The sequence below is a fragment of the Luteolibacter sp. LG18 genome (genome assembly GCF_036322585.1).
Lineage (GTDB): Bacteria > Verrucomicrobiota > Verrucomicrobiia > Verrucomicrobiales > Akkermansiaceae > Luteolibacter.
The window spans coordinates 3,176,195-3,199,299 of record NZ_AP024600.1 but is presented as its reverse complement, the minus strand read 5'-3'; the positions used below and the strand labels follow the sequence as shown (position 1 = coordinate 3,199,299).

The window sequence follows — 23,105 nt, the reverse complement described above, 5'->3', positions numbered from 1 at the left end:
ACTCCCTCGCACGCCCAGTCCGCCCTTGAGGGGCTAGGTGCCAGGGGCTGGGGGCTAGAGGAGGGAGGGAAAGAACCGGAGAAGCACTCTTCCCCCTAGCCCCTGAATCCTAGTCCCCAGCCCCTCACTGGCGGACCGGTCCTGCACACGCCATCGCGAATTCACCCCACGCTCCACGGATGACTGATCCCTCACAGACGGGAATGCTTGTGCGGTCTCCGGACATCCTGATAGACCGTCCACTATCTCCTTTGATATGACCCGCTCCTCCCTCCTCGGTTGTGCCTTCCTGCTCGCGTGCGCGTGTCCGGCGGTGGCCCGGGAGATCGCTGGCGCGGACCAGGCCCTCGCCCGCTTCAAGGCGGAGTCCGCACGCCCCGCCGCACCCGAGAACGGCCCGGAGGCGATCAAGCGCCAGTTCCAGGAACACCTCGCCCAACTCACCGCCACCGTGGCCACCCTGCCGCCGCAGGAGGCGGCCACCCGCTGGCTCACGTTGGTGGACGAATGGCGGCCGCTCATCGCGGCCTGGCCTCATGACCAGACGCTCGCTTTCCGCAACCTGCTGGCCGCGTTGCCCGGTCCGGAGGCATGGGACGCGCTGGCAGCCGCCGTGGCCGACCGGAAGTCCACCGGCGGCCCCGCTTCCCCCGCCTTCCTGCGCATGCTCATCGCCGCCCTCCGCGGCGACGTCACGGCCAGCCAATCCTCCTATGCCGCGTGGCGGAAGGAAGCACCGGAAACGCATGACTCAGATGGAGACCTCGAAAAACTCTTCGCCACCCTGAGCGGCACCTCCCCGAGCGCCTCCGCCGTCTACGAGGCCCAGCTCACCGCCTTGGAGCAAGGCGGTGACGAATATAGCCTTTCCGAGGTGCCGGATCTGGTGACGGAGCTGGGCGCGGCCAAGGCGGAGGCCATCCTGAAACGGGTGCTGACGAGGAGCGATGTCGCCTTGGGCGAAATCGCCGGAGTGGAAACCCGCCGCCTCGCGCTGAAGATCGCGCTCGGCCTCAAGGACCGGCTCGCGGCTCCGCAGTGGGGGCTGATCCAGGACACCACCCCGGAGTCGATGGCTCTCTATGCCACGCTCGACCGAAAGTTCCCGCGCAAGGGCAACAACCGCCAGGGCAGCTACGAACGCGCCGTGGCCGATGGCTATCACCTCCGCCATCTCATCCTCACCGGGAAAACCGCCGAGGCCGTGCGCCTGGCGGAGCTCGTCACGAAGGACGAGTATTCGGACCCACAGGTGGCCTTCCCCCTTTCCGAAGACGAGGATCTCACGAAAAATGGAGAGGGCAAAGCCATCACCGCCTTCCTCTCCACGCTCCTCGAGCAGCACCCGGCGCTGCCGTATTGGACCAATCTGGTGGAGTATTCCGCGCGCTTTGGCCCGGAGGCGAAGCCGGGACAAGCGCGCGAGCCCTCCGTAACGCTGCTGGGCAAGATCTTCGCCCGCACCGATCTCGCCGCCGCCACGCACGATGAAATCGGCGAGGCATTGCTGAACGCCCATCTCGCCGCCGACCAACCGGAGGACGCCGTGCGCGTGCTGCGCGTCCTCCTCGCCGAGCGGCTCGCCACTCCCCCGAAACTCAACAGCACCACCCGGAACCCGGCGGCACTCGCCTGCCAGCTCCTCGAGCTCGGCCGCCTCCTCAAGAACGACGAGTGGATCCGGCAGGGCATCGCCGATGGCTGCACCGCCTTCCAGAACGGCCTGTCCACCGGTAGCAACCTGGACACCTACACCGCCCTGCTTTTCACCCTGAACCAGCCCGCGGAGGCCGAGGACCTCCTCGTCAGCCACTGGATCGGCGAATCCCGCACCGAGACCTCCTACTACGCTGGCAGTATCAGCCCGATCGCCACCCTGGCCAGCTACTACCACCGCCTGGGACGCCACGCGGACGTGGTGAAGCTCATGGAGGAAGGCACCGGCTGGGGTGCCACGGACCTCGGCTTCCTCGGCTACGAGGCCCGCTTCAAGCTCACCGCCGCCCAATCCCTGGCCGCGCTGGGACGGAAGGACGAGGCACGCCGCATCCTGCTCGCCTACCTCCCGGTCCGCGCCGGGGATGATGCCGCCTATGAACTGCTGCTCTCGCTCGGCGGGGACGATGTCATCCCGCTCCTCGACTCCCTCTACGCCCGCAACCGCTTCGAGGAGCGCCCGCTGATCTGGAAGGCGAAGCGGCTGCTGGACGATGGTCGCCTGGACGACGCCGAGAAAACCATCCGCGCCGCCATCGCCGTGGACCCCAGCGATGGCGAGCAGGGCAAGGGCGACCGCCTGCGCGCCTACGCCGTGTTCGCGGACGTGATGGAGAAAAAGGGCGATGCCGCCCAGGCCGCCACGCTCCGCACCGCCGTGTCCGCGATCCGCCTTTCGGAGGACGCGGATGATTTCCGCTACGCCGGACTCACCCGCCGCGCCATCGCGATGTACGAGCGCTCGCTCGGCCTGTTCGCGGATGCCTACTGCATCCAGTCCCGCCTGGCCCTCGTCGCCGAAGCCGCGGGCGACCTCGCGAAGGCGGAGGAACATTACCAACGCGCCTACGAGTTGATGCCGGACAGCTTCGGCGAGGTGGAGAGCCACTGTTTCGGCTGCGAGGGTATCTTCAGCGAGCCGCGGGCCCAGGGCATCGCCGAGCGGATCTTCACCCGCCTGGCCGCCCAACCGGGTGCGAAGGCCCAGGTCTTCTACCTCCTCGGCTACCTGCGCGATGCCCAGGAACGCCCGAAGGAGGCCCTGGAGCAATACCGCCGCGCCGTGCAGATCGATCCGGACTACTTCAACGCCTGGGAAAAGATCCTCACGGGTAAGTCCAAGAACGGCGCGCCCCATGCGGTGAGCCAGGAAGCGGCGCTCCATCTCATGCGCCTGTCGCCCTCCTCCGCGAGATACCATCTCAATGAGATCACCGATTTCCGCGCCGCCTGGCCGCTGCTGGTGGCCGCCGTCAAGGCCCAGCCACCGGCACCGGTCCCCTTGTTCGAGTTCAAGGCGGACAAAGCCCGACTCGCCTCCTTGCCGGGCATGGCCCGACGGCTCGACATCCTCTCCGGCGGAGCCGGCTCCTACGGGGAAAGGGTAGCCACTCCCGGTGGGATGCTCACCCTACACCCGCTCTTCCGCGACCTCGCGAACGAGGCCAGCCACTGACGACCGCTGCCCTCACGGACAGACAAACTCGCAGGCGCGCGCCTTTGTGTGGATGAAGCCACACGCCATGGAACCCGATCCTCCAGCCCCCGATGCCGATGAACGCGCGCGGCGGGAGAGCACGATCCGCGGCGCGTGGATGATCGCGTTCTTTTGCCTACCTTGGCTGCTGCTCGCCGTGGGCGCCTGGTGGCTCCATGGCATGATGGACCGGAACGCGAGGCATGAGCAGGCCTGGAGGGATCTCGAGACGATCCGCGAGGCCCTCGGCCGATACCACACCTGCACCGGACTCTTTCCCACCACCGCCGAAGGCCTCGACGCGCTGGTGCATCGCCCACCCGGAATGACGCGCTGGGTCCAATGCCTGCCTGCGCTGCCGCTCGATCCGTGGCAGCGCCCTTACCGCTATGCCGATGACACCACGGAGCCGGACTTGTGTCCCACCCTCCGCTCCCTCGGCCGCGATCCCGCGGACCCCGCGGATGACATCATCATGGAGTGCCACTGAACTCCGACCCGCCTTCATTCCACGGTGAACGCCGTGTCGATCCGCGGCACCGACCAAGTTTCCCCTGCGCGGTGTTTCCAAGGTGTGGATCCGGAACCCTCTGCCCCTCCAGCTCCCGATGCCGACACCGCGCCACGGCGGCGGGCGGCGTTCCGGGCGTGGCGGATGATCGTGCTGTTCCTGCTGCCTTATCCGATGCTCTACGCGGGCTGGTGGTATCTGGAACGCGGGATCTGCGCCATGCCGCGGTGCTCGCAGACCAACGCGGAAATCAAGTCCCTCTGGTCGTCTCTTGAGATGTTCAGAATCCACTGCGGCCGCTACCCCGCCAACGCCGAAGGGCTCGATGCCCTCGTCCACCGGCCTGCCGGGGTGACGAGATGGGAACAGGTCCTCGCCGACGCGCCCCTCGATCCATGGAAGCAACCCTACCGGTATGCCATCCACGGGCCGCGCGGGAAGGAGACCCTCGAACTCCGCTCGCTCGGGCCCGATCCCGCGAACCCGGCGGATGATATCGTGGAGACCCGGTGAGCGGTCCGGCTTGGTGGCTCTGGATTTGGAGTGCGGCGAGACATCGCCGCTTTGGGTGGCGGAGAGAATCGACGGGAGTGGCAGCGGAGCCATGGAAGAGGAGCGGGAACCAGGGAAGAGGTGATTCTGGAACGTGGGAGCGAGTTGGCGAATGCAGGTGCCCCCCGGCGATGGCTCGCCTCCGCTGAAAGCGGCGATGTCTCCTGCCCTTTACCCACATCCGCGGGCACACGCTGCGTAGCCGCGCTCGGGAGAGCGTGGGTTGGGTGGGTTCACCATCTCCCTCGCAGGTCCAGTCCTCATCCGAGCGACGCCTGTTTCCAAGCCCGGTAGGGGCGACGCAACGCAGGCCGAATGCCCCTCCAGATGGAACCCAGCGTCCAATGTTCAAAGAGCGCCGCATCATCCAGTGAGATCTGAATGGTGGATCCGGTGAGAGAGCGCAGGCAGCGTCGTCCCTGGCGGGACTTGGACATTCTTCGCTGCCGATTCCCGGGGGCTTGCGCACCCCGGCTAGTGGAGCGTCGCCCTGCCGGGCTCAGAGAAAGGAGCCTTGAGAAACACTGCGGCTGCAACGAAGTGGGCGAATCTACACCGCCCACGTTGTTACCAACGCGGCTACGGTTTGCTCCGGAGATGTGGGTAAAGGGCAGGATGTCTCGCCGCACTCCACATCAGAAGCACCCGTCCTGCGGCCCCGCCCGCCCCCGCGGACCCTTCTACTACACTTCCAGTATCAGCCCCGGAAGCGGCCCCTCCTCCCTTTTCCCACCGCCTTGAACGGGTAAAATTACGCATGCAGACTTCGCCAATTTGCACACCACTAAGGATTTCTTAAGTAATTCAAAACGCACATAAACCTATCAGAAAGGCACATTCAAACAAATACCCATAAAACCAAACATCCACGTAATCCATTCTTCATCAATGCCGTTTCCATTTTCGCGATCTGTTAGAGAGTCACAAGCCACAAAATTGGGCGCAACAACTGCAGAGAACGCCTTTACGTATGGCCGCTTTTGCGCCACCGGTTAACCGCGTTTTTTGTTCATTTGCCTTGTATCCCGTATGAAACTGAATCGTTCGAATGGTTACCTCCGTCTATTCCTTCAAAACCTGCTGACCGCCCAAGCGGTCATCGTCACTTTCCTGGGGGCCGCGGCGCACGGAGCGAGCCGCTGGTGGGATGGTGGCACCGCCAACATCGCGGCCACCGGCAACGGGGCGAGCGGTGGCACCGCCGGCAACTGGGACACCACCCTGACCAACTGGGACCAGGGCAACACCCTCGCCCACGTGGCCTGGAACAACGCCGCCAACGATGACGCCTTCTTCGCAGGTACGGCAGGCGCAGTAGCACTGACCGCGCCCGTCACCGCCGGCAACCTGACCTTCTCCACGGCCGGCTACTCGATCACCGGCACCTCGCCGAACATCCTCACGCTGGGCGGCACCACCGCCACCATCACCACCTCCTCGCTGGCGGCCTCCGGCACCACCACGATCAGCGCGCCGGTGGCCGGCACGCTCACCGGCGGCCTGACGATCGCCTCGAACGGCGACATGAGCGCCACCGGCGGCGGCTCCGGCGGCCTCGGCGTGCGTTTCGGCGGCACCAACACCTTCACCGGCGACATCACCGTCACCTCCGGCCTGCTGAGCTACACCTCGGACGCCGGCCTCGGCAACGCCGCCAACGCGATCATCCTCAACGGCGGCGGCCTGCTGGAAAGCGTCAACGCCGGTCCGACGCTCAACCGCAACGTCACCGTCGGCGCGGCGGGCGGCCTGTTCCGCACCTGGGGCAGCACCACCACCACGCTCAACGGCGTGCTCAGCGGCTCCGGTGCCTTCGCCCGCACCGATGGCGGTACCGTGATCTTCGCCGGAAACAACACCTACTCCGGCACATTCACCGCGAACAACACCACCAGCTCCGTCTTCACCGGCACCAACGCGGCGGCCACCTACGTGGTCAGCGGTGGCTCGATCGCGGTGGGCAACAACGGCACCACCGGCTCGCTCAACAGCGCCTCCACCCTCAGCCTCGCCAACGGCACCACGCTGTTCGTGCGCCGCACGGACGCGGTGAGCGCCACCGGCATCCTGCCCGGCACCATCACCCTGGCGGGCGCCACCTCGCGGTTCGAGTACGCCCCCACAGCCTCCACCGCGACGCTGAATTTCGACCAGGATCTCGGCACGGATGCGACGAAGGGCTACTTCCGCATCGCCGGCGGCGCCCTCAGCCTGGCCAGCGGCACCGACGTGGTGATGGACACCGTTTCGCTCGGCCTGCAGAGCGCCACCAACCAAGGCGTTCTCAACCTTCTCTCCGGCTCCACCATCACCAGCCGCTACTTCAACATCGGCGAGCAGGCGAACAACTCCGGCACCATCAACCAGGCCGATGGCAGCACCGTCACGCTCCTGAGCGGCAACATCGGCTTCCGCCTCGGCCACTGGACGAATGGCACCAACCCCGGCAACGTCTACAACCTCACCGGCGGCGTCCTCGATGCCACCGCCCTGTCCGCGAACACCGGCAACGACCGCTTCGTGAACGTCGGTTGGGACGGCCAGGCCAGCATGACCGTCGGCGGCGGCAGCAACCTCGCCATCCTCCAGGCCGCGGGCATCCAGATCGACGCGAACGGGGACTCCACCTTCAACGACTCGCTCACCGTCTCGCCGAACGGCCTGGTGGTGGTCGGCGCGCTCGGCGTCGCCGGGGGCTCGGTGAACGACCCGCTCGTGCTCAACGGCGGCACCGTCCAGGCCTCGGCGGATGGCACCTGGAGCGTGACCGCCACCGCCAACGCGGCCACCACCTCCATCCTCAACCCCGCCGGTTTCAACCTCACCTGGGCCGGCAACCTGCTCGGCACCGGCACCGTGGACCTGGGCAGTTCCGGCACGCTCCTCCTCAACACCACCGGCAGCCAGACCATCGCCGCCCCGCTCTCCGGCTGGACCCCGATCCGCAAGACCGGCACCGGCAACACCATCCTCTCCGGCAACACCACCGCCCACGGCGGCACGATGGCGCTGGAAGGCGGCCGCACCACCGTCACCGGCAACGTTTCCTCCGTGACCAATGTCAAGACGGGTGCCGTTCTCGGCGGCGAGGGCTCGTTCACCGGCGACCTCACCTTCGAGGCCGGATCGAAGCTCTCCGTCGATTCCACCACCGGCGGCGCGCTGACCGTGGGGAACGTCATCATCACCGGCCAGCCCGGGATCGCCTTCGACTCCGTGCCGACCCAGGCGCAGTCGCCGGTGCTGCTCTTCAAGCACACCGGGGTCATCGTGGGCAATGTCGCCACGGACCTGATCCTGCCCGGCCTCCGCAGCCCGCTGATCAATGACGATGGCACCAACGTCACCCTCTCCTTCACCACCAAGGGCCTCGTCTGGAACGGCACCTCCGGCGGCCAGTGGGACGCCGGCACCAGCCTGCGCTGGAACGCCGCCGAGGCGGACGCCTTCTTCTGGGGGGACAACGTCACCTTCGACGACACCGGCGTGAACCCGGCCATCACCCTCACCGGCGAGCTCCAGCCGACCTCGGTCACGGTGAATGCCAACACCAATGCCTACGCCTTCACCGGCACCGGCTTCATCGCCGGCACCGGCGGCCTGACCAAGTCCGGCACCGGCACCCTCACGCTCGGCACCGCGAACACCTACACCGGCGCCACCACCGTGAACGCCGGCACGCTCAAGCTCGCCAACGTCACCAGCCTCGGCGCCACCACCGCGGGCACCACCATCAACGCCGGCGGCACGCTCGACATCAACGGCCAGGACCTCGGCGCCAGCGCGGAGGCCATCACCATCAGCGGCACCGGCGCCGGCGGAAACGGCGCTCTGGTCAACACCAGCACCACCCGCGGCGCGATCAACAGCCTCACGCTCGCCGCCGACGCCACCATCACCAACAACAACGCCCTGCTCATCGGCGCGAACGGCACCGGCACCACCGGCACGCTCGCCCTGGGCAGCAACACGCTCACCAAGAACGGCACCGGCGACCTCGTTCTCAACGGCATCAACCTCACCAGCGGCAACATCACCGTCAACGCCGGCCGCCTGATGCTCGTCCGCGGTTACACCGAGGCCAACCAGCAGGCCGTAACCCTGGGCGGCAGCGGCACGCTCACCATCAACTCCGGCGGCAAGCTCGCCACCCAGCGCTGGGCACCGGCCCTCACCGTGACGATGCCGATCGTGCTGAACGGCGGCACCATCACCAGCGACTGGCCCGGCCCGAACAGCGCCACCTTCGCCAGCAACATCACGCTGAACACCTCCGGCACCGTCAGCTTCGGCGGCGGCTACGGCAACGGCACCCTCAGCGGCGTGATCTCCGGCAACGGCGTGCTCAACGCCAACAGCGACACCCTGATCCTCACCGGCGCGAACACCTACACCGGCGGCACCAACCTGCAGGGCGGCATCCTCGCCTTCAACAGCGGCTCGCTCGCCACCACCGGCGCGATCTCGATGAACGGCGGCACGCTGCGCTGGAACGGAACCAACACCCAGGACCTCTCGAGCCGCCTGACCCTGCTCGCGGGCAAAAGCGCCAAGTTCGACACCAACGGCAACAACGTCACCTTCGCCTACTCGATCGGCAACAGCACCACCGCGAACCTGGCCAAGTCCGGCAACGGCATCCTCACGCTCGCCCCGGTGAACACCTACGCCAGCGGCACCGCCATCAACGGCGGCACCGTCAGCGTCTCCGCCATCGCCGACACCGGCAACAGCTCGATCGGCACCGCCACCGGCGGCGCGAACTACGTGGGCATCGCCAACGGCTCGACCTTCCAATACACCGGCACCGCCAACGCCACCACGGTGAAGTACCTGTGGATCGACACCGGCGCCGGCGGCACGGTGGACGTCACCCGCCAGGGCGCGAACCTCACCTGGACCCCGGCCGGCGGCAACCGCACCGTCCCCGTCACCAAGGCCGGCCTCGGCACCTGGACCATGAACGGCGCGATCAGCGGCACCGCCACCGTGACCGTCAACGCCGGCACCCTGGCGCTCGGCGCGGCCAACACCTACACCGGCGCCACCACCGTGAACGCCGGCGGCACCCTGCTGCAGAAGTCCACCCTGACCTCGGACATCACCGTGGCCACCGGCGGCACGCTCGGCGGCGAGGGCTCCTCCACCAACGCGATCACGCTCAACGAGGGCTCCACCCTGCTCGCGGACTTCTCCACCCCCGCCGCCCAGCTCACCACCACCGGCGCGGTCACGGTGAACAAGACCACCAGCGGCGTCACCCTCCAGCTCCAGAACGCCCCCACCACCGCGGGCGCGCAGATCGTGCCGATCCTGAAATACGGCACCCATAGTGGCGGCACCACCAACTTCAACACCGCCGCCTACCGCTCCGCCACCGTCACGGACGACACGACGAACAAGATCCTCAGCCTCAACTACACCTCCGAGGCGAAGGTCTGGAACGGCGCCACCGGCAACACCACCTGGGACCTCGGCGTTTCCACCGACTGGACCGGCGGCGACACGAAGTTCTTCAACGGCGACGCCGTGAGCTTCACCGACGCGGCCACCAGCAAGGCCGTCACCGTCACCGGCACGCTCACCCCGGCGCAGGTCACGTTCAGCAACACCGGCGCGAACGCCTACACCCTCACCGGCACCGGCGTGATCGCGGGCACCGGCTCGCTGGCGAAGTCCGGCACCGGCACCGTGACCTTCGCCCAGACCACCGGCCACACCTTCAGCGGCGGCACCACCGTGACCGGCGGCACCATTGCCATCGGAAACGGCACCGTGGGCAACGAGGCCGTCACCGCGCTCGGCACCGGCACCGTGACCATCAGCACCGGCGGCAAGGTCGGCTTCTACCCGGGCAGCACCGGCAACGTTTACAACATCCCGAACAACCTCGTCCTCAACGGCGGCAACCTCCACCAGGAGGACGGCCACCAGCACTTCCTCGGCACGGTCTCCGTGGCCGCGGACAGCACCGTGACCGGCCGCTGGAATCCGAAGTCGATCTGGTTCGATGGCGTGGTCTCCGGCACCAGCAAGATCACCGTGGCCGATGGCGGCAACGGCGCGTGGGTCGCCTTCACCAATCCGTTCAACAGCTTCTCCGGCACCGTGGTCCTCGCCCATGCCGGTTCGACGGTGCTGGCCAAGGACAACACCACCCTCCAGTTCGCCACCGTCGACAGCGGCGGCAATGCCTCCACCTTCCAGGTGGCCGCCACCAACGCCGTGCCGAACGTCATCATCGCCGGCCTGAAGGGCACCAACGCCGGGGCCAAGGTGATCAACGCCGACGCCACCGCCCGCGTCCTCACCGTGAACAGCACCGTCGATGGCACCTACGCCGGTCTCATTGGCGATGGCACCGCCAACGGCAACCTGCTCTCGCTCGTGAAGTCCGGCAGCGCCGTCCTCACGCTCGGCGGAGCCAGCACCTACACCGGCACCACCGCCGTCAACGCGGGCACGCTGATCATGAACGCTGCGAACGCCTCCAGCGCCACCACGGTGGCCGCCGGAGCCACCCTGAAGGGCAGCGGTTCGTTCACCGGCAGCGTCAGCGTGGCCGCCACCGCCACCCTCGCCCCGGGCAACAACGCCGTCGGCACGCTCACCGCGGGCAGCGCCACCCTCGCCGGCACCTACGCCTGCGAGATCAGCGGCGCCACCGCGGACAAGCTCGCCGTCACCGGCGCGCTGACCGTCTCGCCCGGCACCACGCTGGCCATCACCACGCTGGCCGCGCCCACCGTCTCCAGCCTCACCATCGCCACCTACACCGGCGCGGTGCCCGCCGCCTTCACCACCGTCACCGGCCTGCCCTCCGGCTACTCGCTGGACTACAGCGTGGCCGGCCAGATCAACTTGGTGCAGGCGGGCTTCACCGGCTGGGTCTCCGGTTTCGGCCTGAGTGGACTGGACGCCCTGGTCGGCGCGGACCCGGACCACGACGGCATCCCGAACGGCGTCGAGTTCGTCATCGGCGGCAATCCCGCCACCGTGAACGATCTCTCCAAGATGCCGACGCTCGGCCTGGTCAACACCGACCCGGATGGCGCGGGCCCGGCTCCGACCGGTGACTACATGAAGTTCACCTTCCGCCGCACCGCCGCCTCGGTGACCGCCAGCGTCACCTCCGGCTGTGAGTTCGACGCCGACCTCACCGGCACCTGGACCACCGCGGTGGGCGCCAGCGGCGTGGTGCAGATCGTCACCGCGGACGGCTTCGGCGCCGGGGTCGACAAGGTGGAAGTCTTTGTCCCGAAAGCGACGTGGGAGGTCGCGGGCAAGCTCTTCGGCCGCCTCCGTGTGAGCGTGCCGTAAGAGTGAGCCCCATGCATCGGGCCAAGCCGCGGGGAGCGATTCCCCGCGGCTTTTTTCGTGTAACGAAAGGTAGGGTCATCTCGCCGAGATGACCGGGCGGGAGACATCGTCCGCAAATCCAACTCCGCCCCAACAGACCAAGGGGGTGGGACGAGCCCATGGCAGCGAACGTATCCCATCAACCCGGTCGCCCCGGCGGTGCGACCCTACCTTTCTCAGGCCTCCGCCTGCCGTTTCACGATCGCGCCCAGGGTGGCGATGGCACTTTCGATCCGCGGCGTCCACGGCTGGCCGCAGCTCAGGCGCATGCAGTTCCGGAACAAGCCCACCGGCGAAAACAAGGTGCCCGGAGCGAAGTTGATTCCGGCGGCGCGCGCCTCGCGGTGGACCTCCACCACGTCGACGTGCTCCGGCAGCTCCAGCCACAGCACCAGCCCGCCCGCGGGATTGCTCACGCGGGTTTCCTCCGGGAACACCTCCGCCACCTTCTCGCGGATGCGGCAGGTCTGGTTGCGGTAGGCCTCCCGTAGCTTCCGCAGGTGGCGGTCGTAGCCGCCGGAGCGCAGGAACTCCGCCACCGTGAGCGCGGACAAGGCCGGGCCGCCCAGATTCATCGCGTTCTTCAGCTCCATCAGCCGCTGGTGGTGCTTTCCGCCCACCAGGTAGCCCACCCGCAGGCCGGGCGCCAGGGTCTTCGAGTACGATCCGCACAGTAGCACGCGGTCGGTGCGGTCCATCGCCTTCAGGCACGGCGGGCGGGATCCCTGGTGCGGGAGGTCACCGTAGATGTCGTCCTCCACGATCGGGATCGCGTGTTCGTCCGCGATGTCGAGGAGCTGGCGGCGGTTCGCCTCGCTCATGAAACCGCCCGCGGGGTTCGAGAAATTCGGGATCACCAGCATGGCGGCCACCTTGTTCCGCGCCACCGCCTGGCGCACCGCCGCGAGGTCCAGCCCGCACGAGCATGCCGGCACCGGAATGACCCGCAGCTTCAGCTTCGCCAGCAAACTCAGCGTGCCGTAGTAGCTCGGAGACTCCACCAGCACCGTGTCGCCCGGGCGCGTCACCGCCATCAGCGCGAGCTGGAGCGCCTCGCTCGCGCCGATGGTGACGATGAACTCGTCCGGCTCGAAGGCGCAGCCCCAGTCGATCGAGCGGCGGCTCAGCTCGCGGCGCAGCGCCTGGCTGCCCGGCGCGGGATCGTAGTGGAAGCAGGTGCCCGGCGAGCGCCGCACCACGCTGGCGGTGACCTTGGTGAGCTTTTCCAGCGGGATCAGCTCGTCCCCCGGCACCGCCCGGCCGAGTGGCACCAGCGTCGGGTCGTTGATGTCCCGGATCGTCGAGAGCACCGAGGCGAAATTGTCCAGCGTGGCGGTGGTCGGCTTGTGCCGCGGCAGCACCGGCTCCGCCAGCGAGCGCGCCAGCCGCGCCGTGACGTAAAAGCCGGACTTCGGCCGCGCCTCGATCAGCCGCCGGCTCTCCAGCAGCGTGTAGGCCTGCATCACCGTGGGCACGCTCACCCCCTGCTGCTGGCCATACTGGCGGACGGAGGGAATCCGGTCCCCGGCGCGCAGCGTGCCGCTGCGGATCATGCCTTCCAGCCGGTCGGCGATGCGGAGGTAGAGCGGTTGTTCCGTGTCCGTGCTCATGACCCGAGCGTAACCCGGCGGCGGGAGGGGCACCATGTACAGCTTCCCGAAATCCCGACCTGTACAGAATCTGTTTTCACCCCGCCTGTACAGGTTGGAAATCGATCCGGCTGTGGATTCCGCGATCCGGGGAATGGCGGCATGGTCATGACGTGAACGCCATCATCCCCTTCGCCAGTTTCTGGAACTCGCTCGCCGGCCGCCCCTGCGCCGGGACGGTTGCCAAGGTGGAGCACCTCGGCAAGCGCTCGCTCGCCCGCCGCACCCTGCGTGCCGGCGGCATGGTCGAGTGCCTCCGCGGCCGGATCTGGCTCACCGCCGGGCACCAGGACATCGTGCTGCGCGAGGGCGAATGCTACACTTCCCCGCGGCAGGTCCGTGTGGTGGTGGAGGCGCTGGAGGACTCGGTGGTGAGGTGAAAAGGTAGGGTCATCTCGCCGAGATGACCGGGCAGTGGACGTCGTCCGCAGGCGGAACGCCGTCCCCACAGACGAAGAGATGGGATGCTCCCGTGGCAGCGAACGTAACCAATAGACCCGGTCGCCCCGGCGGTGCGACCCTACCTTAAAAAACACCGGTGGCGGCGGTCTCAACCGCCAGAGCCGTTCGATTGCCATGAACGCCTCCCTGGCGGTTGAAAGCCACCGCCACCGGCCGGACGCGTCCGCTCATCGCAACGAACGCGCCCCGCCTGGAAATCCGTTCCTCCTCAGCGCGTCGCCTTCAGACGGGCGAACAGCTTGCCATTGACCGCGTTCGAACGCGGGATCTTCACCTCGATCGTGTCGGCGGGCGAACCATCGGTCACGGTCACCATGCCATCCACCGACGAGGTGCTTCCGATCGCAATGTCCGTCCAGTTCGTCATGTCGGTGCTCCACTGCACCACCAGCGTGGTCTCGGCGGCCGCCTGATCGCTGCGGGAGAAATGGAGCGTCAAATACTCACCATCGAGGAGCTCCACGGGCGCGATGCCAGAGGAGAACGCCAGCGGATTGCCGCCCAGCACGAACTCGAGGAGGTTCGAAATGCCATCGTGGTCCGGGTCCTGCGCCACGCCGTTGTTGGTGCCATCGAGGAAGTTCACGGTCGCCCAGTCATTGTAGGCGCTCACCGACTGCGAGAGGATGAGCTGCTTGCCACCCGTGCCCGCGTTGTAGGCCACCGCGTAGCCGGAAGGCACGCTGGCGAAGGTGCCGGTGAGCGTGCCGGTGTATTCGGCGATCACGTAGCTGCCGGAGAAGCCGCCGCCGAGCACCGAGACGTTCAACGTCGCGCCGGTGAGATCGAGGTTGCCGCTCACCTGGAGCTTGTCGGTGGCCGCGCCATCCACCTGCACGGCCAGCGTGCCGGTGACGGTCGCATTCCCGGTGGTCAGCGTGCCGGTGCCGGTGTCGCCCGGGGCGATCTTGCCCGCGGCGGTGACCGGACCGCCGAGCGTGCCGGTGCCGCCGAGCGTGCCGGACGCTCCCACGCTCACCGCGCTGCCAGCGGCGGTGCTGCCATCCACGAGCAAGGTGCCCGCGTTCACCGCCGTCGCGCCGGTGTAGGTGTTCGCGCCTGTGAGCGTCATCGTGCCCGCTCCGAGCTTCGTGAGACCACCCGCGGCGCTGCCGAAGTCGCCGGACTGGTTGCGCAGCGGGGCGATCACGTTCAGGTCGGTGGCGGTGCTGCCGGTCGCATCCGCCACGGTGAAAGTGGTGTTCGTCGAAAGGTGGTAGCCACCCTGGGTGGCGCTGATCGCGGTGGCGGTGATGGTCGAGGCCCCGGTGCCGCCCACGGTCACGTTGTTGCGGAACATCGCGGACTGGTAGGTATTGGAGTCCGCGGAGGTGTTCGTCAGCGTCGCGCCGTTGTTCAGATCCAGGCGGCCGATGGTCGAGTAGCGGTTCGCCTGCAAGGTGCCGCCATTGAGGATGATCGCGGGGAGCGAGGTCGCGGTCACCGAGCCGTTGCCGAAGATGTTGTTGATGGAGAACTGCAACGTCGCGCCGCTGTTCACCGTGATGGTGCGGCCGGCGAGGGTGGAGTTTCCGAGCGATCCGGTGGTGCCGTTGTTCGGGGCGAGGGTGGCGGCCTGCATGATGCCGGAGTTCACCACCACGTTTCCGCCGAAGGAGTTCTGGTAGCCAAGGTAGAGCGTGCTGCTGCCGTTCATCACCAGGCCGGTGTTCGCACCGGCGATGTTGGTGTTGAGGTTGATCGCGCCGCCGTTCGGCACCGCCACGATGTTCACCGTGCCGTTGCCCGTGACCGCGCCGGTCAGAGTGATCTGGTTGGTGCCGCCGGTGTAGGTCTTCAGCGAGAGCGAGTCGTTGAGGGTGACGGCCCCGGAGTAGGTGTAGGTCTGGCCGAGCCCCTGGGCCTCGATGGTCTTCTCCCCACTGCTGCCCGCGGCGACCACGATCGGGTTCGCCGCCGTTTTCGAGGTGCTGTTCTGGCGCAGCGTGGCGGAGGCGCTGCCGGTGGTATCGCCCAGCGTGATGGTGCCCGCGGTCGCGCCGAAGGGCGTGCCGGTGCCGACGCTGCCGAAGAGCGTGCCCGCCTTCACGGTGACGCCGCCGGTGAAGGTGTTCGAAGAGGAAAGCACGATCGTGCCGGTGCCAACTTTCACCAGCGCCACGGTGCCGCCGGTGCCGGAGTTGTCGCGGACGATACCTTCGAAGCGGCCGCTGAGATCGTTGTCGCCGACGGTGAGCGTGGAGGTGGTGCCCACCGCGTTGTTCTGGATGAACGGGGCGGAACCGGCGCAGGCGATGCCGTTGATGGTTTCATTGAACCCGTTCAGGTCGAGGATCGACGCGGCCTTCGACGTGAAGAACACACTGCCGCCGTTCGCGCCGTTCGGGATCACCTCGGAGGCCCCGAGTTTCAGCGTCTCGCCGTCGATGAGCAGGTTGCCGCTCCAGTTGTTCGTCGTGTTGCTCAGGGTCACGTCCCCGCTGCCGGAAGCGGGCGGGCTGATCGTCAGCGTGTAGCCGCCGGTGATCTGGCCGGAGATGACGCTGCCGGTGCTGGTGCCCGGGGAAATCTGGGCATCGCCTTGGAGCGTGACCTTGCCGGACACCGTGGTGCCCGCCAGGAGGAAGAGCGAGGAGGCGAAGTCACCGGTGCCGGTGCCCACGCCCGCGAGGTTGAAATCGTTGGTGTAGGTGCCCGCGGCGGCGAGGGCCGCCTGGCCGCCGACCCGCACCGTCACCGCGCCGGTGCCGAAGGCCGTGGTGGAGCCCGCCGTGGCGCGGCCGCCGTAGACCACGGTGCCGCCGCTGTAGGTGTTCGTGCCCTTCAGCGTCAGCGTGGGGGCGGTGACCAGGCCACCGTAGTTGGACAGGCGCACAGCCACCGCGCCGGTGCCGTTGTCCGTGATGGTCGAGTTCACCGTGATGGAATCGGTGGCGGAGTGGTTGATGAAATGGATCGCGCCCGCGGTGTCCGCCGCGCCACCGGCGGTGAGCTTGCCGTTTCCGACCACGTCCCCGATCACCAGGCTGCCCGCGCCGGTGCCGAGCATCACGCCGCCCTCCGCACCCAGGCGGAGCACGCCGGTGCTGCCGGTGCCGGCCGCGCCGACGGTCAGCGTCTTCAGACCGGTGGTGGCGTTGGCGATGCTGTAGGTGTTGATGTCGGTGGTGGCGGCATCCGCCACGGAGAGCGCGAACGCGCCGCTGGTCTGCGAGCGCACGTTGGTGGACGCCAGGCTGGAGATCGCGCCGCTGTTCACCACCGTGTAGCCGGTGTAGGCGATGACCTTGCCGGTGCCGTCATTGGCCGCGTAATCAGTGCCCTTGTAGCTGGCCCAGCCGCCGAGGATGCCGGAGGCATCGTTCGCGGTGGTGGTGGTGATGGCGTTGTCCGCGGCAAGCGTTCCGGCGGGAGAGAAATTCACCGTGCCGCTGGTGTGGGTGATCGCGCCGAGGTTGAGCAGCACCTTGCCGCTGGAGACGCTGGCGGTGCTGATCGTCTGCTGGCCGCCATTGAGGGCCACGCTGGCGAACGTCTGCGTGTTCGAAAGCCCGCTGCCGCTGGCCACGTTCAGCGCGGACCCGGCCCCGGTGAGCTGGGCGAGGAAGGTGGTGGTGAAGGAGGTGGACAGCCCGTTGAGCACCAGCGGGCTGGTGGCCGGCACGATGTTCGAGGCGGGCGCGCCGCTCTGGCCGAAGTCCAGGTTGAGCGTGCTCTGGTTGATGACGGTGCTGCCACCGTAGGTGTTCGCCCCGCCCAGCGTGAGCGCGGCCCCGCCGGTCTTGGTGAGGTTGCCGCTGCCCGCGATCACGCCGTTGTAGGTGATGGCGGACGGGGTGTCGATGGTGCCATGGTTGCTCCCCACGGAGATGCCGCGGTTCGCGTTGAGGGTGAAGGCCGCCACGAGGCGCAGGGTGCCGCCATTGAGCACGATGGCTCCGGGAGTCGGCGTGGCGGGCGTCGCGCCGAAGCGCGCGTCGGCCCCGGACAGGAGCGCGCCGCCATTCACCGTCAGCGCGCCGGTGAAGGTGTTGGTGGCGAAAAACTGGAACGCGCCCGGGCCGGTCTTGGTGAAGCCCGATCCGGCCACCGTTTCCGAAACCGCGCCGACCGCCCGCACCGTCGCGGCACGGTTGGCCACGTTCACGTTGCGGGTGCCGCTGATCGCGAAGGCCTGGTTGATGAGCTGGATGAAGGTCGGCTGGTTGTCGACGATGTCACCGGTGAGCACGAAGCTGTTGCCGTCGATGTAGTTTCCACCCCAGCCCTTGTCGAAGGTGATGCCGGAAATGGAGGAACCGGCGGTGAGGTCGTTGTTGGCGCCGTAGACGAGGACGCTGGCGTTGTACAGACCGCTGGCACCGGCGTTCTGGGGATTGCCCATGTTGGTGAAGCGCAGGCTGTCGCCGGACACGGGAGCCACGTCGCCCACCCAGTTCACCGCGTTGGAAAAGTTCGCGGTGGCCGCGTTGCCACCGAGTTGCCCGTCCCAGACCGCCTCGGCGGCGCGGGCGGAAGGACCGGTCACCACCACCATCATGGCGGCGGACACAAGGGACTGTCGGGACAGCAGCAACTGCAGGAAATGACGCGTGGGTTTCATGGGGTTCGATAGCGGAGGGGATGAAACGGCGCCGCTCCCGGGGGGAAGCGAACGCGGCCGTTGCAACAGGGGAATTTCACGGCGGGAACGGGTGTTCCCCCTTCGCGTGAAAAAAATTCATTCCCCCTCCCCCGCTCCGGACCCATCCTCACGCGCGCGTGCGTGCAACCGCGTACCCGCCACCGGCCCGCGATTGACCTGCCGCCCTCGGCCTGCCTTTACATGGCGGATGATCTTCCGCTCCGCCGTCCGCCTCCTGCCCGTCCTCGCCGCGCTCGCCACCGCCTCCGCCGCCGACCACCCGTGGGTGAAGCTCTTCAACGGCAAGGACCTCGACGGCTGGACGCCGAAGGTATCCGGCCACAAGTGCGGCGAGAACCCCTTCAACACCTTCCGCGTGGAGGACGGCATCCTCAAGGTGTCCTACGATGGATACAGTAAGTTCGACGAGCAGTACGGCCACCTCTTCACCAACCTCGCCTACTCCCGCTACATCCTGCGGATGGAATACCGCTTCGAGGGCAAGATGATGACGGACGCCCCGAACTACACCAACCTGAACAGCGGCGTGATGATCCACGCCCAGCCGCCGCAGAGCATGGGCCTGCGCCAGGGCTTCCCCGCCAGCATGGAGTTCCAGTTCCTGGCCGACGAGGGCAAGGGCCCGCGCCCGACCGGCAACGTCTGCACGCCCGGCACCAACCTGGAGCTGGACGGCAAGCTCGTCACCCAGCACATCGTCGAATCCAGCGCCCCCACCTTCCCCGCGGACGAGTGGGTGAAGATCGAGGTGGAGGTCCACGGCAACGAGGAGGTCATCCACCGCGTCAACGGCAAGGAGGTCCTGCGCTACCAGCGCCCGCAGCTCGACCCGCAGAACCGCGTGATCCCCGCCACCCCGCTGCTGGATGCCGGCGCGCCGCTCCAGCTCGCCTACGGCCACATCGCCCTCCAGGCCGAGGCCCAGCCGGTGTGGTTCCGCAACATCGAGCTGAAGTCGCTGGAGCCGTGAAGTTCCGAGCATAGGTCCTATACGTCCCATGGGACCTATAGGACCTATTCTTACCGCGCCCTACCCCAGCCCCGGCATGTTTCCCGCGACGTAGTCCACCGTCGCCGCCGGGATGCCCGCCTCGCGCGCGAATGCGGGCCAGTCCGCGATGGCGGCCAGCACGCGGTCGATCGTTTCCGCCACGCGGCGGACATCGTGCATCGCGCCGAGTTTCATGAGATCGGCGCGGCGGATTTCCGCGGCCCGGCCGTTCACCCGCGCCGCGCGGAAACCGGAGGCCAGCGCGTTGCCCACGCAGGTCAGGTCATACGCGGGTGAGAGCCGCCACGCGCCATCGTCCTCCATCAGGAAGGCGTGGTTGCGGCCATGGTCGTCCTCGTTGCCCGCAGCCACGTTGAAGACCGCGCGGCGGAACACCTCCTCCACCGCGCGCTGGTCGCCGGTGAGCATTCGCGCCAGCTCCATCAGCTCGCCGTATTCCAACCCGTCCCGCACCGGCGTGTGGGTGAGGCCGGAGAACGAATGCAGGTGGCGACGTACGCCATCCCTCGTACGATCGAAGCGCCGCGTGGCGAAATGGCAGCCGCCCGCCGACTCGATCAAGCGCGTTTCCGCCACCTCGATCCCCGCCGCGGCGGCCATGAGCGCGTAGGCGTGCTCCACCCGGCCCTCGTGCAAGTCCGGCTCCAGGTCGAACTTCACCATCCACGGCTCGAAGCCCGCGGGCGGCGGCTCGTCGATGTGCACCTGGCGGAAGTCCGCGGAGAACGCCAGCAGCGCCTTCGGCCGCGCCCCACCGGGCGACATCCCGGAGCGCACCAGCTCGCGCAGCAGCTCCGCCGTATCGCTCGTCATCGCCTGCCGCGCCGACTCCACCAGCGCGGACAGCTCGACGAGCAGGTGGTCGTTGAAATCCCCCTCTTCCAGCACCGGCCGGAACACCAGCGCGCCCATCTTCCGCTCGCCCTGGCAGGCCAGTTTCCGCAACGCCGTGACCTTGTGCCACGGGATGCCCGCCTCCGCGAAGCGCTGCCGCATCATCCGCCGCCCCCACCAGTCCGGCAGCGCATCCTCGAACAAACCGTGCAGTTCGCTGAACACCGGCGTCGGCGTCACCACCGCGCCCGCCGTGGCATTCGGCAGGTGCAACGGCGAAAGCTCGCGCCCGCCGGTCCGCCACGCCGCATCGTATTCGAAATACACCGTCCCGCGCGGGTCCTGGTAGAGCCGCCCGACCGCCCGCGGCCCGGATGCGCCCGCGTATTCAACCGTCAGCTCCATCGCCCGCCTCCTTCCCCGGTTTCGCCTTCCGGCGCGGCGCGCGCAGGCGCTCCGTGCGTTTCACCGCCTCGATCGATTCCATCGCCACCGGCCGCGCGAACCAACCGCGGATCTCCTCCGCCAGCCCCAGCACCACCGCCACCCGCGCCAGCCGTTGCAGCGAACCATGGCCCTTCGCCTCGAGTAGTTTCAGCGTCGAAAGCGCCACCCCAGCCCGCTCCGCCAGCTCCGCCTGCGTCCACCCCCGCGCCAGCCGGTGGTCCCGCAAACGCCCGCCCAAACCCGCCAGCAACGCCGGGGGATTCGCGGATAGAAAGGATGCTATTTTAGCCACACGACACAAATAGCGCCGGAAAAGCTAAAATAAAAGCTCTTATTCCGAAAGCATGACGCATCGAAAGAAGAGAACACAAGCTCTTGACGGCCCTCTTCCTTTTGGAGTGCGGCGAGCGATCGCCGCTTTCGGTGCCGGAGAGAATCGACGGGAATCGACGTGGAGGATGAAATGAAGAATTGAGCCAAGGTCGAGGCTGCCTTGAAACGTGGGAGCTGGTTCGCAAACGCAGATTCTCTTTCCGGCGATGACTCGCCTCCACCCAAAGCGGCGATCGCTCGCCGCACTCCAAATAGCCCTCGCCCGCCCCAGAACAGTTCCGGAACGCCAGGCAACCGGTTGCTCCAGCCAACCGCTCCGGGGTTTTCTTGAAAAAACCGCGGCGTCTGCGACGTTTCGTGGCGATGTTTTTGTCCAGCCGCTTGCCGGTGGAGACCGCCTCTGGGTCTTTCCACCGAGTCCCCCGCTCCGCCGTGTCCACCCGTCTGGGTTGGACCGCCGCCCTGATGCTCAGCGCCTTGTCCCTGGTGCCCGCGCGGGCGCAGGACGCGCCGAAGACTTGGGATGTCCCGATGGGCGGGAATTCCTACCTCACCGCCACCTCCGCGGATGCCGCGAAACGGGGCGGCCGCAATGACCGCTGGAACAGCCCGGACAACGTCACCTCGGTCTATTTCCGGGTCGACCGCGCCGCCGAGCTCAACATCGCGCTGCGGGCGAAGGTGCCGCAGGGCGAGTCCCGGATCCGCGCCACCCTGGCGGGCAAGGCCGTGGAGAAGGACCTGAAGGGCGCGGAAACCGCCGATGTGCCGCTGGGCAAGGTGGTGATGAAGGCTCCCGGCTACGTGAAGGTGGACCTGCAGGGGCTGAAGAAAACCGGCGAGGTCTTCGCCGACATCGAGGCGCTGGAGGTCACCCCCACCGGCAAGGACGCCGCCGCCGTGGTCCTGAACTACGTGAAGGACAACAAGGACAACAATTTCTACTGGGGCCGCCGCGGTCCCTCGATCCACCTCGGCTACGAGCTCCCGAAGGGCGAGCCGACGGAGTGGTTCTACAACGAGGTCACGGTGCCGGTGGGCAGCGATCCGGTCGGCTCCTATTTCATGTCGAACGGCTTCGGCGAGGGCTACTTCGGCATGCAGGTGAACGGTGAGAACGAGCGCCGCGTGCTGTTCTCGGTGTGGAGCCCCTTCAAGACCGACCGTCCGGGCGAGATCCCGGAGGACCAGAAGATCACGCTCTTGAAAAAGGGCGAGGGCGTCCACGGCGGCGAGTTCGGCGGCGAGGGATCCGGCGGCCAGAGCTACTGGCTGTATCCGTGGAAGGCGGGCAACACCTACCGCTTCCTCAACCGCGTGCACCCGGATGGCAAGGGCTCCACGGTCTACACCGCGTGGTTCTTCGTCCCGGAGAAGAACAACTGGCAGCTTATCGCCAGCTTCAAGCGCCCGAAGACCGACAAGCACCTCACCGGCGCGCACTCGTTCCTGGAGAACTTCGCCGACCGCCAGGGGTATCTGTCCCGCGGCGCGCTCTACGGCAACCAATGGTCCTGCGACGTGAAGGGCGAGTGGCACGAATCGACGGTCGCCCGCTTCACCACCGATCCGATCGGCCGCAGCCTGTTCCGCATGGACTACGCCGGCGGCGCGAAGGGCCAGCAGTTCTTCATGCGGAATGGCGGCTTCTTCGCCGAGAACGTGAAGCCGGACCAGAAGTTCACCCGCGAGTCCACCCCGGCCAAGAAGCCGGTGATCGACTTCAAGAAGCTCGAGGGCGCGGATCTCGGGAGCTGAGCCGGGTATTGGCACCCAGACATTTCCAGCGACGGGCGGAGGGCGAGGGTCCTCCGCCCGTTTTCGTTTCTGAAAAAGCCGAAACCGTGTGACGAAACCGACCGCGAAAACTTTTCGATAGACGCCGCCGTTTGCTGCGTATCTTCCCCTGTCGCGACACACAAGGCGGTCCGACTGAAGGTCCTCCAGGTTTTTGGGTTTTTCCTGTGGATCATCGGTCGGGCCGCTTCTTTTTTTTGGGGTAGGACCGGGTCGTGAGGCCCCCTCCGCTGCCACCGGCGCGTCCCATCCCTTCGTTCATGGGGGCGGCGTCCACCCCGCGAACGACGTCCACCGCCCGGTCATCTCGGCGAGATGACCCTACCTCCGCGAAAAAAACCTCACAAAAG

The 23,105-nt window shown here is 67.5% G+C and carries 11 protein-coding genes; 7 read left to right on the top strand and 4 right to left on the bottom strand.

Translation table 11 applies throughout. From position 1 onward, the window contains the following. Nucleotides 1-256 precede the first annotated feature (256 nt). From llg_RS13080 to llg_RS13065, 4 genes are all read left to right on the top strand, one after another. Nucleotides 257-3,172 carry a tetratricopeptide repeat protein gene (locus llg_RS13080; RefSeq protein WP_338285116.1) on the top strand — a complete coding sequence of 972 codons (2,916 nt, stop codon included), beginning with the start codon at nt 257-259 and terminating at the stop codon, nt 3,170-3,172. Nucleotides 3,173-3,239: 67 nt separating this feature from the next. Continuing rightward, the gene (locus llg_RS13075; RefSeq protein WP_338285115.1) at nt 3,240-3,683 is read left to right on the top strand and encodes a type II secretion system protein GspG; all 444 of its coding nucleotides are present in this window, start codon (nt 3,240-3,242) and stop codon (nt 3,681-3,683) included. A gap of 24 nt (nt 3,684-3,707) precedes the next feature. Then, complete coding sequence (locus llg_RS13070; protein WP_338285114.1) at nt 3,708-4,217, top strand: type II secretion system protein GspG; 510 nt, start codon at nt 3,708-3,710, stop codon at nt 4,215-4,217. A 1,068-nt stretch (nt 4,218-5,285) separates the two neighbouring features. Next, entirely contained in the window at nt 5,286-11,576 is a 6,291-nt protein-coding gene (locus llg_RS13065; protein ID WP_338285113.1) for an autotransporter-associated beta strand repeat-containing protein, read from the top strand. A 215-nt stretch (nt 11,577-11,791) separates the two neighbouring features. Here llg_RS13065 and llg_RS13060 read toward each other — a convergent pair whose 3' ends face one another. Then, entirely contained in the window at nt 11,792-13,225 is a 1,434-nt protein-coding gene (locus tag llg_RS13060; RefSeq protein WP_338285112.1) for a PLP-dependent aminotransferase family protein, read from the bottom strand. Nucleotides 13,226-13,377: 152 nt separating this feature from the next. On the opposite strand from llg_RS13060, the gene llg_RS13055 reads away from it, so the two are divergent. Then, nucleotides 13,378-13,644: a DUF2917 domain-containing protein gene (locus llg_RS13055; protein WP_338285111.1), complete on the top strand. Its 267-nt coding sequence runs from the start codon at nt 13,378-13,380 to the stop codon at nt 13,642-13,644. A gap of 290 nt (nt 13,645-13,934) precedes the next feature. Here llg_RS13055 and llg_RS13050 read toward each other — a convergent pair whose 3' ends face one another. Beyond that, entirely contained in the window at nt 13,935-18,290 is a 4,356-nt protein-coding gene (locus llg_RS13050; RefSeq protein WP_338285110.1) for an autotransporter-associated beta strand repeat-containing protein, read from the bottom strand. A 229-nt stretch (nt 18,291-18,519) separates the two neighbouring features. On the opposite strand from llg_RS13050, the gene llg_RS13045 reads away from it, so the two are divergent. Continuing rightward, nucleotides 18,520-19,302 carry a DUF1080 domain-containing protein gene (locus tag llg_RS13045; protein ID WP_338285109.1) on the top strand — a complete coding sequence of 261 codons (783 nt, stop codon included), beginning with the start codon at nt 18,520-18,522 and terminating at the stop codon, nt 19,300-19,302. A 60-nt stretch (nt 19,303-19,362) separates the two neighbouring features. Here llg_RS13045 and llg_RS13040 read toward each other — a convergent pair whose 3' ends face one another. Together llg_RS13040 and llg_RS13035 are read right to left on the bottom strand one after the other, a co-directional pair. After that, nucleotides 19,363-20,583 carry a type II toxin-antitoxin system HipA family toxin gene (locus llg_RS13040; RefSeq protein WP_338285108.1) on the bottom strand — a complete coding sequence of 407 codons (1,221 nt, stop codon included), beginning with the start codon at nt 20,581-20,583 and terminating at the stop codon, nt 19,363-19,365. After that, on the bottom strand, nt 20,567-20,875 hold the full coding sequence (locus tag llg_RS13035; RefSeq protein ID WP_338285107.1) for a helix-turn-helix transcriptional regulator: 309 nt from the start codon (nt 20,873-20,875) through the stop codon (nt 20,567-20,569). The genes llg_RS13040 and llg_RS13035 overlap by 17 nt, the downstream gene beginning before the upstream one ends. Before the next feature lie 515 nt (nt 20,876-21,390). On the opposite strand from llg_RS13035, the gene llg_RS13030 reads away from it, so the two are divergent. Continuing rightward, nucleotides 21,391-22,716 (top strand): DUF3472 domain-containing protein, encoded by a 1,326-nt coding sequence (locus llg_RS13030; protein ID WP_338285106.1) that lies wholly within the window; start codon nt 21,391-21,393, stop codon nt 22,714-22,716. Nucleotides 22,717-23,105 lie beyond the last annotated feature (389 nt).

Bases quoted from the DNA above. Each gene is read 5' to 3' on its own strand.
- llg_RS13050 (WP_338285110.1), bottom strand. From the start codon at position 18,290: ATGAAACCCACGCGTCATTTCCTGCAGTTGCTGCTGTCCCGACAGTCC.
- llg_RS13065 (WP_338285113.1), top strand. From the start codon at position 5,286: ATGAAACTGAATCGTTCGAATGGTTACCTCCGTCTATTCCTTCAAAAC.
- llg_RS13075 (WP_338285115.1), top strand. From the start codon at position 3,240: ATGGAACCCGATCCTCCAGCCCCCGATGCCGATGAACGCGCGCGGCGG.
- llg_RS13060 (WP_338285112.1), bottom strand. From the start codon at position 13,225: ATGAGCACGGACACGGAACAACCGCTCTACCTCCGCATCGCCGACCGG.
- llg_RS13080 (WP_338285116.1), top strand. From the start codon at position 257: ATGACCCGCTCCTCCCTCCTCGGTTGTGCCTTCCTGCTCGCGTGCGCG.
- llg_RS13040 (WP_338285108.1), bottom strand. From the start codon at position 20,583: ATGGAGCTGACGGTTGAATACGCGGGCGCATCCGGGCCGCGGGCGGTC.
- llg_RS13045 (WP_338285109.1), top strand. From the start codon at position 18,520: ATGATCTTCCGCTCCGCCGTCCGCCTCCTGCCCGTCCTCGCCGCGCTC.